Source organism: Zoogloea sp. (genome assembly GCF_017302315.1).
Taxonomy (GTDB): domain Bacteria; phylum Pseudomonadota; class Gammaproteobacteria; order Burkholderiales; family Rhodocyclaceae; genus Zoogloea.
This window is the reverse complement of the sequence record NZ_JAFLDT010000094.1, coordinates 1-13,956: the sequence shown is the minus strand read 5'-3', so window position 1 is coordinate 13,956 and position 13,956 is coordinate 1. Positions and strand designations below refer to the sequence as shown.

Here is a 13,956-nt window from a genome sequence, read left to right as displayed (position 1 = left end):
GATTCTCGGTCTCGTATTCGACGTGCGCGGTGTTGATGGTGATGCCGCGAGCCTTCTCTTCCGGCGCCGCATCGATCTGGTCGTAGGCCTTGGCCTCGCCGCCGAACTTGCGCGACAGAACGGTCGTAATCGCAGCCGTCAGCGTGGTCTTGCCATGGTCAACGTGACCGATCGTGCCAACGTTTACGTGCGGCTTTTTCCGCTCGAACTTTTCCTTAGCCATTTCATCAACCCCGCAAAAAAATCAGGAAATCGGAACACTAATCTTGATCTGCCGCACCAGATCGGTGGTGCCCATGGGCAGGATTGAACTGCCGACCTCTCCCTTACCAAGGGAGTGCTCTGCCACTGAGCTACATGGGCCTCACACACTCAATGGAGCGGGTGAAGGGAATCGAACCCTCGTCATAAGCTTGGAAGGCTTCTGCTCTACCATTGAGCTACACCCGCTATACAACGCCACGACTCACAATCACCACTCCGCCACAAAACCCATGGACGGAGCGCACTGCCAAACCGGTTGGTGGAGGGGGAAGGATTCGAACCTTCGAAGGCAGTGCCGTCAGATTTACAGTCTGATCCCTTTGACCGCTCGGGAACCCCTCCAAGCGAGAAGCGCGCATTATAGGTAGCCGGATACGCACTGTCAAACGCATTTTTCAAAATGTCTTCTGGCCTGTGCTGTAATGTCGATTTGGACGACAGGCGGAACGGAAAGCGCATATGGACAAGGACGTGCTCATCGAAGCAGTACTGGCAAGTGGCGTGGTACTTCCAGCGCCGGGGCCGGGATTTGTCCGGTTGCAGGCAGCCGCGGCGGATGAGAATGCCGGGCCAAAAGAGCTGGCTGCCGCTGTCAGCCAGGATCCGGCAATCACCGGCGCCCTGTTGCGCGTAGCCAATTCTCCCGTCTTTCGCCCTCGCAGCGCTCCACGATCGGCACTTGAAGCCATCAGCATGCTCGGGCGCACACGCACCATGGCAACCGCCGCGAGCACGGCGCTGCGGAGCCAGTTCAACGGCCTTGACGCCACGGCAGTGGAAGCGCTTTGGTCTGCCAGCGCCAAAGCGGCGGAGTTGAGCTATGCAGCCTGTCGCCAGACACCATCGAAGGCGCTGGCCGATGCAGCCTATCTCGCGGCGCTGATGCAGGACGCAGGGATCGCTGTCGTTCTCAAACGCAATCCCGAGCACGCCGGCCTATTTCATTCCCGGGGTGAGGCACTCGAGGCGGGGGCGAGGGCCCTTGATGTGCTTAGCGGCACGGACCATGCGGCAGCATCCTATCTTGTTGCCCGCAACTGGAAACTCCCACCGGATGTGTGCGACGCGATCCGCGCCCATCATGACCCCCGGGGAGCGGGGCGCCTCGCAGATGCACCAAAGCGCCTGGCAATGCTGCTGGCCGTCGGAAGACGGCTTCGCGACGGCGTGTCGCCCGACTGGATCGACTGGGCCGAGATGGTGGAGGCGGAACTTTCTCTGAACGAAGCGGCACTTGAAGAGCTGGCCAGCATCGCCGGCCGCCCCGAGAGTCAGTGACGGGAGCTCCCCGCCAAGAACAGTCCTGCACCGATGAACAGCCCACCAAAAATGCGATTTTGAAGAAGCGCAGCTCGTGACGTGGCGGTAACCCGCCGAAGACGGCTGGCGAGCAGGGCATAGCAAGACATCACCATGGTATCGACCGTGCAAGTCGTGCCGGCGATGATCAGGAACTGGGGCAGTTGCGGCTCTGCAGGGTTGATGAACTGGGGCACGAGCGCAGCGATGAAGATGATGGCCTTCGGGTTGCCCAGATTGACCAGGACGCCCTGCCGGTAAAACCCTTCGGGAGCATCGGGCTCCAGGGCAGGATCCCCCTCCTCCACCCGGGAATTCCATTTCCGGACTCCGAGCCAGACCAGATAGCCCGCCCCGGCCAGTTTTACCGCCATGAAGGCAGCTTCCGACGCCGCCAGCAGCGCCCCCAGCCCCATTGCCACCAGGGCCAACTGCATGAGCAACGCCGTCTGCAGGCCGGCAATACCCTTCAGCGCGTGCCAATAGCCATGACGCATCCCTACACTCATGCTCAACACAGCGCCCGGCCCCGGCGAAAGCGCAACCACGAGCGTCGCGGCGAGGAAGCCCAACCACAGGTGCAAGGACATTTCGTGCTCCAGATATAGTCAGATTGATGGTTCCATCGGCTCAACCGCCGATGTCGCCTTCCAGGTTGAACCTCACCGGAACAACCACGGCCCCCTCGACGGGCTCCCCGCCACGACGGGCCGGCGAGAATCGCCAGTGCCAGACCGCTATCAGGGCCGCCTCATCAAGGGATTCATGCCCCGAACTTTCTCGTATCTTCACGCCTGTTGGAATTCCTTCGGCGGATACCCGAACGTCCAGGCGCACCACACCTTCCAAGCCCCGCCGACGTGCCATCAGGGGATAGCTCGGCTTGGGATTGTGCAGGTAGCTGGCGCCGAAACCCGGTGGCGAATAGGCTGCCGACCCCGCTCCGGCGGACGGCCCGGCACCCGCCCGGCTCGACACGACAGGCGCCGTCGTTGTGGCAGATTCGGATACGTCGGCAGTCGCCGGCGCGCTCGGCGAGGACGGAGGCGCAACGAGCACTGGCACAGTTGGTTCAGCACCCTGGTTGACCATCGGGCGCGGCGTCGGCGCGGGGCGCGGGACGGCCGCAGTGTGTGATAACCGGGTGCGGTGGACCTGCTCAGTGGCCGGGGCAACGGGCTGCGCTACTTTGGAGCGGGGCGGCTCAGGTGACGAGGGAGGGGGAGGTTCAGCAACAAGCCTGGCCTCAAGGAGGCGCGGCGACTCAGACACGGGCGCACGCACCCTGCCCCCGAACCCCAGCACAAGACCGTGGACAAGGAGTGACAGCCCTAACGCATTCACCAACGCCCGATTCATCATTGCAGACTCAAGCGTATGAGTACGCGCAGCTGGGCTTGTTTCCGCGTTCAAGGCGATTGACGACAACAGGGATACTCGTGGACTTCAAGGGAATCGTGGATCGGATCCAACAGGACGGGGCCGCTTACCGTGCCATCACGCGGAGCGCCGATGATTCGGAACCGAATGGCCCATGCCGGACAAAACGCATGGCCGAATTGCCGACGCTCAAGGCCAAGGGTACGGATCGTACCTAATTGTTCCCGCTTCGTGGGGAACTGAAGGGCATCTCAACCCTTGACGAGGCCATCCGCTCACCATCGACGCCATGACCGCCCGACGGAGCAGAGATTTCCGGTCATCCCGGCACTTCCACCGCGGCGCGCCCCAGACGCAAACCAATCAAGAAGCTGGCGAAGATGACGGCGATCACTGACAGCCCGAGAAATAGCGCCTTCCCTTCACCCCAAGCATCAAGGGAAGGTGCGAGCATCCGCATTACGCTCCAGGCTGCCACGAGCAAGCTGATGCCAGCCACTGCCAGCCCCATCACGCGGGAGGCAATCCGAGCCGTGGTGTCGGCACGCGCGATCAGGCGGGCGATCCACAGACCGTTCATTCCATCGGCAAGGAGCATTCCCCCCATGAAGGTCAGCCCGAGGCCTGCAGCCAGCCCCCAGCTCCCCGCCTGAACACCGGCCATTGCAAAGAGCGCTGCCTGACTGACGGTGTCAAACGACAGGGCGAACAAGGCCCCCACGAGCGCGACCCCCCAAGGATGGGCAGCCCGCCCGAGACGCCCTGCCCAGCGCCCCTTTAGGCCGACAGGACGCACCATTTCATGGGGCTGAGCGGCATAAACAGCACGCAAATTAAGCACCCCCAGCAGGACCAGGAAGCTGATCGATATCCAGGTGCCCGTGCTTTCCAGCCACTCTGGCGCAACCCAGCCCCGTGACAGCAGGCTCGCACCGATGGCGATAGCCACGACTACCACACCATGCCCGATGGAGAACAGACTCCCGCAGAAGCGCGCCAGACGCGGTCGGAAGGGCGCGTTGTAGCGGGTCAGACCATCAATGGTGGCGAGGTGATCCGCATCGAAGCCATGCTTCAACCCCAGCATGAACACCAGCATGGCGAACGCGAAGCTATCGGAGGGAAGATCGTGCACGGGCATCTATCCGGAAGGCGAGTATGAAGTTAGTAGTTTAGTTCATACAGCCGCCATGCCAAATCTGAAACGGGCAGTCGGCAACCGTCAGCTTCTGGGCCGGTAATGCACGTGGGACACCGAAGACGCGCCCTCAGCCCCCGGTCGCCCATCGTGCGCATGGACATGGGGCGTACTGCGGCAGTCTGCGGTGACGAGATTGAGGGCGCCGTGACGAACCCCGGGTTTGGCCATCAGCGCTTCAGCGAATGCCCGCACGGCACCCGTCGCTCCACGCAGGATGACGCTCTCCATACAATTGTCGTGATCCAGATGGGCATGCAGGGTCGCCACGCACAGATCATGATGCTCATGCTGGGCATGTGTCACCCGCTCGGCCAGTTCGCGCTCATGGTGGTCGTACACGTAGGACAGGTTGGCGATGCAGTGGGGCGCGTCCTCCCGTGCCAAACGGCTGGCTTCAACGTGGGTACGCAGGATGTCGCGCACCGCCTCCGAACGGTTCGAGTAGCCCCGGGCCAGAATCAGGGCATCAAAGGCCCGGGCCAGGTCTTCATCGAGGGATATGGTAAATCGCTCCACGGGCAGCTCCAGGGTCAAGACAGTCGAACCATTCTGCCCGCGGCCGGGAACGGCCGCAATTGCTCAGAACCCGGGCCAGACAGGCTGCGATAATCTCGGGACTCACTGAAACCACACTTGCGCAGGACACCATGGCCCGTATCCTCATCGACCTTCCCGAACACTTCGTCTTCTCGACCGAGATTCCCATCTACATCAGCCATATCAATTACGGTCACCACCTCGACAACGCGGCACTGGTCGGCCTCGTATCAGAGTCCCGAGTTCGTTTTCTCAACAGTCTCGGCTACACCGAACTGAACGTGGAGGGCGTCGGCATCGTTGTCGCCGACGCTGCCCTTCAGTACAAGTCCGAGGCCTTTCATGGTGAAACCCTGGTTTTCGCCCTGGCGCCAGCAGACTTCAACAAATATGGCTGCGACCTCGTCTGGCAGGCCACCGAGAAAGTGAGCGGCCGTGAAGTTGCTCGGGGCAAGACCGGCATCCTCTTCTTCGACTACCTGGCCAAACGACCCGCCAGTGTTCCCACCCGGTTCAAAGCCCGGACCGCAGGCTTGTCCTGAGCGGCCAAACGTTACAACCCACACTTCCGCGAACCTCGGCATCGGCGGAGGCCCCAAGGAAAGCGCAGGATAAGAGGGTGCCCGGCCGGGCGAGGGGCGCTGGCAACCCGTCCGTCGCTGTTTTTCTCAACTCCGACATCATCCGGATTGAAGAACGCTTTCCCCTGCCCCGGCCGACAAACGGCAGGACATGACACCCGACCGATCACGAGAGCTTGCTTGCCGGTGCCGACAAGCCCGGGGACAGGTTTCCCGCCCGGCGAAATCTATGCTTACAGTCCCGCGTCAGTCCTTTTCCCGCCCGGGGGCGTTAATGGGCCATCGCAATGTATTCCCACCCGGCCACGGTCTCCGGTACATCCATAATGCCCCTGCCTATCCTGCTCCGCGCCCTGGCTCTTGCTGCCGCAGTGCTGCCCGTGGCGGCAGAAGCACACCCGGCGTATGTCACCGACCCCGTCCCCCTGCATGCCGGCCCCGGGCCTGAGTACCCGCAGGTCTCCCTGCTTCCCGCCGGAATTGAAGTCGAGGTTACAGGCTGCCTCCAGGGTCACCAGTGGTGTGACGTGATAACGCCCCATGGACTACGCGGCTGGGTCTGGAGCGGCACGCTGAGCCTCTGGTGGTCGGGGGAGCCCCTGCCCCTGATCCAGTACGGCCCCTCTTTCGGGATCCCGGTGGTCGGCTTCATCATTGGCGACTACTGGTTCCACCATTACCGCGACCGCCCCTGGTATGGCGACCGCCATCACTGGCGACCCGCTCCCCCGGCAATCCATCGCCATCCAGGACCGTCTTCGGGCTGGCAGCCGGAATGGCACACAAGCCGAGACTATGCCGGGGAACCTCGCTGGCACGATGGCTGGAGCCGGGAAGGCCACAGAGACGATCATCCGCCCCGCCCTGATCGTGCCCCCAGTCAGGAACCGAGACCGCCCTCCCCACCCACCGGCTCAACCCCACCGACAATCCCGGGAGGCTGGGGCCCGTCGCAACACGCACCACGACACGGGGCGCCGCACATGGACGTCCCGCGCGCTCCGTCCGAGCCACCTTCGCGTTTCCGCGCTCCTCCTCCAGCAGGAGAGATGCGCGGAGAGAGCGGCAACGGCCAGAGGCGAGGGCCAGAAAATCGATTCGGCGGACACCGATAGGGCCGCAACGCCGCACACGCCCGGACACAGGGTGATCGCCCTATTTCCCTCCACCTCATCCGGAAATCACGCCGGCCCCGGCACAGGCCAAGAGGGCGGACACCACGTGTCACGCTGTCGGCACGACGGCTCAAACCTACCGTCCCCGGAAGACAGTGGACCAGGGCTGTTCAGGCAAGCCCCCGCTGGCTCCCTGTGAGGCGCTTGAGGGTATCTGCAACTGATTTGGTGTGATCGGCCGTGCCAGCCGTCTTGCCACTGAAGGCCTCAATGTCGGACAACAATCCTGAAAGATTTGAGACATCCCCTGCTTGACGCTCGATCTCTCCGGCAACTCTGCGGATCTCGCGCGCCAGGGTCGAAATATCGGCACCGATCTCGCCTGCGCTGGTACGGGACTTCTCGGCGAGTTTGCGCACTTCATCGGCCACCACGGCGAATCCCCGACCGGCCTCACCAGCACGGGCGGCTTCAATGGCGGCGTTGAGCGCCAGAAGGTTGGTCTGGTCCGCAATCTGCTGGATCACCTCAACGACCCCTTGGATACGCCCACTGGCATCCGCCAATTGACGAGCGCTGCCCGCGGCATCAGCCGCATTCCGTGTCAGCTCACCGACGGTGTCACTGGCTGCATGCACCACCCTTCCCTGTTCGTCGATATGACCGGTAAGGCTACCCACGGAGGCATACAGATCGCCGGCACAGGACTCCAACTGCCGGGCGGTTTCGTCACGAATATCATGGGACCGTCGAAGCGTATGGCCCAAGGTGTTCAAACCATTCACGACCAGAGCAATGTTGTCGTCGAAACTGGACGGATCAAGCTGACTCTCGAAGACCTCCGACTGATAGTCGGCGATCTGCTTCACAATGACCCGCGACAGGCCTGCAAGCTTGGCACTCTGACGACGAAGGAAAAAGGCCTTGAACTCACCGTAGTGGGCTACAAAATTGTCCACATAGTCATCGCGGAAAGGTGTCCCCTCCGGCACGCGGAAGAAAAACACCGCGGTAAGCGTCTGATTCAGGTTGAGGCCGAGGATTTCCCCAAAGGTCGAAAAACCAGCCAACTGTTTGCACGGCAGCGCGGAGCCAACGCTCGACAGCTCCTTGTCGTTATACAACCGGCGCAAAATGCAATCATTGAGGATGCCGGCTACGGGGGCTCCTGACTTGTCCGCCATGAAGGCTCGAAAATCCCGTTCGGTACTTTGAATCAGGCTGGTGCGGCGCACCAGCATCAGATCTTCCCCGGGCGAGACGTCGCAATAGAAGTTCACCCTCCCTGCGCTCGGATCGACGTTGACGACCGAACGCACGTACATCTCCTTGCCCACCTGGATCGCAAACGAATAGTCGGCCAGTTTGGCCTCCAGCTCCCTTGGCTGGCAGCCGAAATGGGCGCAGAGGGCTTCCACGAAAGGCACGATGCGCCCTTCCGCATCGATCACCTGGCTTACATAGCGCTGCTCCAACGACGCGCCGATGACCGGAAAGTGCGGGCCATCAGCAACGAAGTTCTGGCTCTTGAGCACACCAAAGCGCACCCCCTTGGGCACCTTGAGAAATGCAATCAGGGCATGGTTTTCCAAGCGTCGGCTGCCATCGTGAATCCACGTATTCTTGAAGTCGAACTTGCCACCGGCGGACCCTCCCACAAACAAACACGGAAAGCGCCCCGAATCATAGAGCGCCTCCATGAAGAAGGACTCGGACGCCGATAGACCGTCAAAGAGGATGTAGGCCAGCGTGTCCCGGTAATCGATATCCAAATCCACGCGCACGGACAGGATGTCCCGAGCGATCCGGTCCACCCGCTCCTTGGCAGAGACCTCCCGCAGCCCCCGACGCAGATCCTCACACCCCAGCGGTACGGCGACAACTTGGGCGCGGGCCACGAGAGAGGCATCGAAGCACTGGATCACCACGCGGTCCCAGCTATCGCCCGTGCGACAGTAAAGGCTCTCGCCGTCACCACACAGCTCTCCGGCAGTAGAGCACAGCATCACCGGCACGCCCGGAAAGCGCGCAGTGACAGCACGTGCAATGGCGTCAATGTCCACATGGGGCGATACATAACCACTAATGAAGGTGGGCGAGAGCGACGTCGACGCGAGGGTTGTCACGATCTCCGACGCCCTGCACTGCAGGACTTCTACGCCGGGTGCTGGCGCGCTACGCAAACGCTTGAACAGGTTCACTCTGATGTCTCCTAGCAAGCCTCGAAACGGGCCCGTGGGCGCTTATCGGCCGCAAAACGACAATATTGACCCCATCTTGCAGAAAGCCCCGCAGCGGCCCGAATGACACTGTCCCCTTTTGATACAGGCACTTGCACCAAGCGCCCTATCGCGTAGCCGCAGAACTTCGCCAGAAGGGAGTACTTACGGCAGGCGCGTCCCGACGGATCCACACTTACAGAATGAGTGATTTGCGCTGCCGTATGACCCGCCTTGCACGCGGCTCGGCACCAGAGTCAGCGTTGATTTCACGCAGACGAAAGGAAGAATGCGTTCTTAGTCCCTGCCGCCGACCGACCCTTGACGCAGGGCCGCTCGGGCCACCCAAGCCTGTCCCAATGCAAGCCCACCATCTCCGGGAGGCGCATGCTGCGCCTCGCAGACATGCAACCCGCGCGCCAGCAGCCTGTAACGCAGACCTGCGGCAAGCAAGGCATTGTGCAAACAGCCACCAGCCAGCACCACACGGCGAATGCCCTCCGCATGAGCCGCATCACCAATCCACTGGGCAAGCGCCTCCACCAGCGTGGCATGAAAATGGGCAGCACCGCGAGCGGCATCATCCTCATCGGCAAGCTGCGCGAGCAAGGGATAGAGATTGAGCACAGACAAACCACTCTGGGCCCGGGTATCGATGTAAAACCCCCCGGGCAGGGGCAGGCACGCACCAAAACGACGAGCAAGCACTTCAAGCTGCATGGCTGCCTGACCTTCGAAGCTCATGTCCTCGCAAATGCCCAGCAGCCCGGCAGCCGCGTCGAACCAACGGCCAAGACTCGTGGTTGGCGGACAGCGCGCTCCGCGCAACAGCATGCCAAGCACCTGCTCAACGTTCGGGCGGGCCGCAAAACGCTCGATCGCCTCCTCACGACGCCCAAGTGCATGCAGTACGCCACAGGCCATACGCCAAGGCTCACGGGCGGCACGATCTCCACCGGGCAGAGGCAGCGGGCTCAGATGCCCCAGACGCCGGAATACAGCCCCGTGCACGTGCAGGAGCTCCCCTCCCCAGGGCATGCCGTCGGAGCCCAGCCCGACCCCATCGGCCGCCAGACCAAGCACCGGCTCATCGATCCCCTGCTCGGCGCAAACGGCCGCAATGTGGGCGTGATGATGCTGCACCGGTATGGCGGGAATCTCAAGGCGCTCCGCCAGGGCAAGTGCCGCCCGGGTCGAGTAATAGTCCGGGTGAGCATCGTGCGCCAGCGCCTCGGGTCGCACGGCAAGAATGGTCTGAAGGTGCTCGGCCGCCTCATCAAGGGCTGCACATGCCGCCGGGTTGTCAAGCCCGCCGACATGCTGGGAAAGGAAAGCCTCCCGGCCACGGACAATGCACACGCTGGCCTTGAAGTGGGCGCCGAAGGCCAGTACGGTGGGCCCCACGTCGGTCAGGGGCAGCGAGAGCGGCGTAAAACCCCGGGCGCGGCGCATGAACTGGATGCCACCGCCCGAACTCACTCCCGGCCCCGTGGGCAGATCGGGCCGCACGCGAAGCACCGAGTCATCGCAGCGCACCACGATGTCCCGATCATGCATGAGCAACACATCGGCAATCTCGCCCAGACGCTCAAAGGCCTCGTCGTTCCCCTGCACAAGGGGCTCCCCATGGGGGTTGGCACTGGTCATCACCAGAGTGAGGGGTTGGGCATCGGCCAGCCAGGCAATGCCGGCAGGACGGCCGGCGGCCTCATGAAACAACAGATACTGCAGCGGGGTGCAGGGCAGCATCATGCCGACCTCATCCAACCCCGGAGCCACTCCAGGCAAAACGGCATCGAAATGAGCCTGCTTGCCAAGCAGCACGATCGGTCGTTCGGGACTCTCGAGGCTTGCCGCCTCGGCAGCAGACAGTTGCGCCCAGCGTGCCACGCTGGGCAGATTTGCACACATCAGTGCGAGGGGCTTGTGAGGACGCCGCTTGCGCGCGCGCAGACGCGCAACACTATCGGGTTGCGACGCATCGCAGGCCAAGTGAAAACCGCCCAGACCCTTGATTGCGACTATTTCACCAAGCTTCAGACGGCGCACCGTTTCGGCCACGGGGTCCCGGGCCAAGGCACGCACGCCGTGGGGCTCGAAAAGGCCCAAATGAGGGCCACACGCGGGGCAAGCGTTGGGCTCAGCATGGAAACGCCGGTCTCCCGGATGACCGTACTCGGCCTCGCAACCCGGGCACTGCTTGAATCCGGCCATGCTGGTACGTGCCCGGTCGTAGGGAAGCGTCCGGGTGATCGTGTAGCGCGGGCCACAATGGGTGCAGTTTATGAAGGGATAGCGCCAGCGTCGATCATCCGGGTCGAACAGCTCGGCCAGACAGGACGGGCACACCGCCACGTCCGGGCCGATAGCCGTGACCACCGCGCCCTCCACACTGGGCAGGATCACAAAACCCTTGCACGACAGGTCGGGCGGAATGACCTCAGGTTCGATCACATCCACCCGGGCAAGGGGCGGCGCCTCCGTGGCAAGGCACTGGGTGAAGGCGTCAAGCACCGGCTCACTGCCATGGATCTCGATTTCCACGCCGCCGCCATCGTTGCGCACCCAGCCGGCGAGACCAAGATGCGTGGCAAAGCGATACACAAAAGGCCGAAAACCCACCCCTTGCACCACGCCGCGAACCCGCAGTCGTCGGGCGACTCGGGTTGGATCGACAAGCATCAACATGGGTTGCTCACTCTCATTCCAAGCTTGCATCTACCAATGCTGCCTTGGCGCGAGCACACTCGCAACACAAACGCCTCAACGTCCGTCGCGGCTTCCAGGCGCTGACCTGGTTGCCGGTCCTTGACGAAAGTTCGACCAGCCTTGCCACTATAGTTCTTCTGCATATCTCAACACCGTGACAGCAACTTCTGCACTAACATCCCGTACCATCGCACTCCGGAAGGGGCGAGTTCCCGGACAATCCGGAAGCACTCACTGTATGCCAACTCGAGTACGCTCAGACTCCAAGAAACGGCCCCGTCAGGCCTGGACGTCCTTACGATACGCTTTTCCCGGTCCGATTGGCGAGCAAGCCTCCCGGGAGACTCGACGGTCTGGAAGGGGCTGTACCCGGAGAAGACCACATGCAAATGCGAGCGCCATATGAAAATGCGCCAGTCAGGCATATGAAGTCACTGAAAGACAACAACAGCATGACTTTTGTCGCATGATGGAAAACATTCCACTACACGTTTGAAAGCCTGCTGTTTTATCTTGCAAGGATCATGAAAGTATTCTTGACCGCCGTTTCGGCATTCGCCCTGTTCGCGACCCCTGCCCTTGCGCAGACTCCGCCATCCACCCCGGCACAGACCACAGTGCAGGGTAGCAGCCCCACCGCTGATGGGGCACTTCCTGCGCCCCCAAAGATCACGCGCTGGGAAAACACCGGCATGACGCCTCTGGAAGCGCGTGAATGGCAGACCTACAACCACACGCCGAACGAGGCAGCCAACTGGAAGCGGGCCGGCTTCACCCCCCTTGTGGCCCGCACCTGGTCGGACAAGGGCTTCGATCCGGACGAGGCAAGGGAATGGCTCGATTCTGCCAAAACCAGTCGCAGCCTGATGTCGGAGCTGGACCAGTCCGATCCGAGCCAATGGAAGCGGGAAGGCTTTACTCCGAATGATCGCCTTGCCTGGTGGGAAGCAGGCTTCGTTCTCGAGGACGCCCTTCTGCTGGCCCGTGCAGGCATGTCTCCAGCAGATGCCGCATGGAATGGCCACGAGAAACTCAAGCAACTCAAGGGTGCCACAGCAGAGTCCGCCAAGATCGAAACAACATCAGCTAGCCTGACCACCCCGAATCTGGCATCCGTCTGGGGCGTGATCGGCCCCTACGTCACCATCGGGCTCGCCGTTTTTGTTGCCTTCATTGCAGGCGGCTTCGCTTTTTTCCTGTTTCGGCGCAGACAGATAAACCGTCAGTTGAAGAAGGCTGACGAGGGCGCCGGCCCCGATAGCGAAATCCCTGCTCTCGCTACGGAAGGCACCTCTCCGCGCACGCCGGGCCAGGATCCGCCCAAGCGCAGGCCGGCACGCCGCTTTGCACTGACCAGGCCCGCGAGCCCCCACTGCCTCCATTGCAAGAGCCTTGACGTACGTCCTTCGCGCATGCACCCGCACCGCTTTGCCGGCATCAACTTCACCGAGTATTTCCGCTGCCGCAAATGCGGTCGGCACTTCGCGATTGTCAGCTACACGCCCATCCTTGCCGCGGGTGGTGCAGTTGTATTGGTCTTGACCTTCCTGACCTCAGGGTTCATCTACACCCTGTCCCTGATCCACTAGGACGCAACCACAGCTATGCCTCCCCCAGCGATCCGGCCGGTCGATTTCAACGACCCTGTCTGCACGGCGGATTTTCTCGACCTGCTTGATCACTACATGCTTGGCCCCAGCGGCAGCGGTCAGGCCATGACTGCCGCACTGCGTGCCCGCCTGCCTGCCGAGCTGCGCAAACGCCCCACAGTCGTGAGCTTCATTGCCTACGTGGGCAATCGGGCAGCCGGGCTGATCACCTGCGTCGAGGGGTTTTCGACTTTCGCCGGACGCCCCCTTTTCAACATTCACGATATCGTCGTGCATAGCGACTTCCGCCGCCAGGGCATTGCCAAAGCGCTACTCGCCCATACGGAACATGTCGCGCGGGAGCGAGACTGCTGCAAACTGACGCTGGAAGTCCTCGAAGGCAATACCGGCGCGCGCCTCGCCTACGAGGGATTTGGTTTTCGGGGCTACCAGCTCGACCCGGCCATGGGGAAAGCACTCTTCATGGAGAAGAAGCTGTAGCACCTGAAATCCAGCCCTTTCCACCCGTCCAAATGAAAGAACCCGGCTCAAGCCGGGTTCTTTCATTTGGACGGGTGGCAGGAACTCAACGCTGGACCTGGGTCACATCCCGCACGGCACCGGTATCGGCACTGGTGGTGAGGGCAGCATAAGCCTGCAAGGCCGCCGATACGTGGCGCACACGGTTGGCGGGCTTCCAGCCCCGCGCATCCTGCGCAACCCGGCGCCGGGCCAGTTCGGCGTCGGGCACTGCAAGCCGGATGCTGCGATTGGGAATGTCGATCTCGATCACGTCCCCCTCCTCCACCAGCCCGATGGCACCACCGCAGGCTGCTTCGGGCGAGGCGTGCCCGATGGACAAACCCGATGTACCGCCGGAAAAGCGGCCGTCAGTGAGGAGCGCGCAGCTCTTGCCGAGGCCCTTTGACTTCAGGTAACTGGTCGGATAGAGCATCTCCTGCATGCCCGGCCCGCCCTTCGGGCCTTCGTAGCGGATCACCACCACGTCACCCGCCACAATCTGATCGGCGAGGATGCCTGCCACCGCATCTTCCTGACTTT

Annotated in this window: 13 protein-coding genes, 3 tRNA genes and 1 pseudogene; 5 read left to right on the top strand and 12 right to left on the bottom strand. The window is 62.3% G+C overall.

Annotated elements, in window-relative coordinates; all coding sequences use genetic code 11:
* The 4 genes from J0L98_RS19025 to J0L98_RS19010 all read right to left on the bottom strand — a co-directional run.
* The coding region (locus J0L98_RS19025; protein ID WP_296413495.1) for a GTP-binding protein at positions 1-223 on the bottom strand (223 nt) is incomplete at its 3' end.
* Positions 224-288: 65 nt separating this feature from the next.
* A tRNA-Thr gene (locus tag J0L98_RS19020) sits at positions 289-363 on the bottom strand.
* Positions 364-376: 13 nt separating this feature from the next.
* A tRNA-Gly gene (locus J0L98_RS19015) sits at positions 377-450 on the bottom strand.
* Positions 451-521: 71 nt separating this feature from the next.
* Positions 522-606, bottom strand: a tRNA-Tyr gene (locus J0L98_RS19010).
* A 117-nt stretch (positions 607-723) separates the two neighbouring features.
* On the opposite strand from J0L98_RS19010, the gene J0L98_RS19005 reads away from it, so the two are divergent.
* On the top strand, positions 724-1,542 hold the full coding sequence (locus J0L98_RS19005) for an HDOD domain-containing protein (RefSeq protein WP_296413494.1): 819 nt from the start codon (positions 724-726) through the stop codon (positions 1,540-1,542).
* Here the strand turns inward: J0L98_RS19005 and J0L98_RS19000 are convergent.
* From J0L98_RS19000 to nikR, 4 genes are all read right to left on the bottom strand, one after another.
* On the bottom strand, positions 1,536-2,153 hold the full coding sequence (locus J0L98_RS19000) for a LysE family transporter (protein WP_296413493.1): 618 nt from the start codon (positions 2,151-2,153) through the stop codon (positions 1,536-1,538). The genes J0L98_RS19005 and J0L98_RS19000 overlap by 7 nt on opposite strands.
* Before the next feature lie 40 nt (positions 2,154-2,193).
* Positions 2,194-2,541, bottom strand: coding sequence for an energy transducer TonB (locus tag J0L98_RS18995; protein ID WP_296413492.1), 348 nt, complete (start codon positions 2,539-2,541; stop codon positions 2,194-2,196).
* A gap of 721 nt (positions 2,542-3,262) precedes the next feature.
* A complete protein-coding gene (locus tag J0L98_RS18990) occupies positions 3,263-4,078 on the bottom strand; it encodes a nickel transporter (protein WP_296413491.1) in 816 nt (271 codons plus the stop codon).
* An 87-nt stretch (positions 4,079-4,165) separates the two neighbouring features.
* A complete protein-coding gene (gene nikR, locus J0L98_RS18985) occupies positions 4,166-4,660 on the bottom strand; it encodes a nickel-responsive transcriptional regulator NikR (RefSeq protein WP_296413490.1) in 495 nt (164 codons plus the stop codon).
* A gap of 131 nt (positions 4,661-4,791) precedes the next feature.
* On the opposite strand from nikR, the gene J0L98_RS18980 reads away from it, so the two are divergent.
* Together J0L98_RS18980 and J0L98_RS21680 are read left to right on the top strand one after the other, a co-directional pair.
* Complete coding sequence (locus J0L98_RS18980; RefSeq protein ID WP_296413489.1) at positions 4,792-5,223, top strand: thioesterase family protein; 432 nt, start codon at positions 4,792-4,794, stop codon at positions 5,221-5,223.
* 326 nt (positions 5,224-5,549) lie between these two features.
* Positions 5,550-6,377, top strand: a complete 828-nt coding sequence (locus J0L98_RS21680) for an SH3 domain-containing protein (protein ID WP_365955112.1) — start codon at positions 5,550-5,552, stop codon at positions 6,375-6,377.
* A gap of 170 nt (positions 6,378-6,547) precedes the next feature.
* Here the strand turns inward: J0L98_RS21680 and J0L98_RS21675 are convergent, their stop codons facing one another.
* The 3 genes and pseudogenes from J0L98_RS21675 to hypF all read right to left on the bottom strand — a co-directional run bounded on the left by J0L98_RS21675 (position 6,548) and on the right by hypF (position 11,284).
* Complete coding sequence (locus tag J0L98_RS21675; RefSeq protein ID WP_365955116.1) at positions 6,548-7,384, bottom strand: methyl-accepting chemotaxis protein; 837 nt, start codon at positions 7,382-7,384, stop codon at positions 6,548-6,550.
* Positions 7,385-7,429: 45 nt separating this feature from the next.
* Positions 7,430-8,503, bottom strand: a pseudogene (locus J0L98_RS18970) (FIST N-terminal domain-containing protein); the annotation flags it as partial.
* A gap of 390 nt (positions 8,504-8,893) precedes the next feature.
* Entirely contained in the window at positions 8,894-11,284 is a 2,391-nt protein-coding gene (hypF, locus tag J0L98_RS18965; RefSeq protein WP_296413487.1) for a carbamoyltransferase HypF, read from the bottom strand.
* 557 nt (positions 11,285-11,841) lie between these two features.
* On the opposite strand from hypF, the gene J0L98_RS18960 reads away from it, so the two are divergent.
* Positions 11,842-12,894 (top strand): hypothetical protein, encoded by a 1,053-nt coding sequence (locus J0L98_RS18960; RefSeq protein ID WP_296413485.1) that lies wholly within the window; start codon positions 11,842-11,844, stop codon positions 12,892-12,894.
* 15 nt (positions 12,895-12,909) lie between these two features.
* Entirely contained in the window at positions 12,910-13,395 is a 486-nt protein-coding gene (locus tag J0L98_RS18955) for a GNAT family N-acetyltransferase (RefSeq protein ID WP_296413484.1), read from the top strand.
* Positions 13,396-13,480: 85 nt separating this feature from the next.
* Here J0L98_RS18955 and J0L98_RS18950 read toward each other — a convergent pair.
* Positions 13,481-13,956 (bottom strand): dihydroxy-acid dehydratase (locus J0L98_RS18950; RefSeq protein WP_296413482.1); only part of this gene is annotated, 476 nt, incomplete at its 5' end.

Bases quoted from the DNA above. Each gene is read 5' to 3' on its own strand.
- J0L98_RS19005 (WP_296413494.1), top strand. From the start codon at position 724: ATGGACAAGGACGTGCTCATCGAAGCAGTACTGGCAAGTGGCGTGGTA.
- J0L98_RS19000 (WP_296413493.1), bottom strand. From the start codon at position 2,153: ATGTCCTTGCACCTGTGGTTGGGCTTCCTCGCCGCGACGCTCGTGGTT.
- J0L98_RS18980 (WP_296413489.1), top strand. From the start codon at position 4,792: ATGGCCCGTATCCTCATCGACCTTCCCGAACACTTCGTCTTCTCGACC.
- J0L98_RS21680 (WP_365955112.1), top strand. From the start codon at position 5,550: ATGTATTCCCACCCGGCCACGGTCTCCGGTACATCCATAATGCCCCTG.
- hypF (WP_296413487.1), bottom strand. From the start codon at position 11,284: ATGTTGATGCTTGTCGATCCAACCCGAGTCGCCCGACGACTGCGGGTT.
- J0L98_RS18955 (WP_296413484.1), top strand. From the start codon at position 12,910: ATGCCTCCCCCAGCGATCCGGCCGGTCGATTTCAACGACCCTGTCTGC.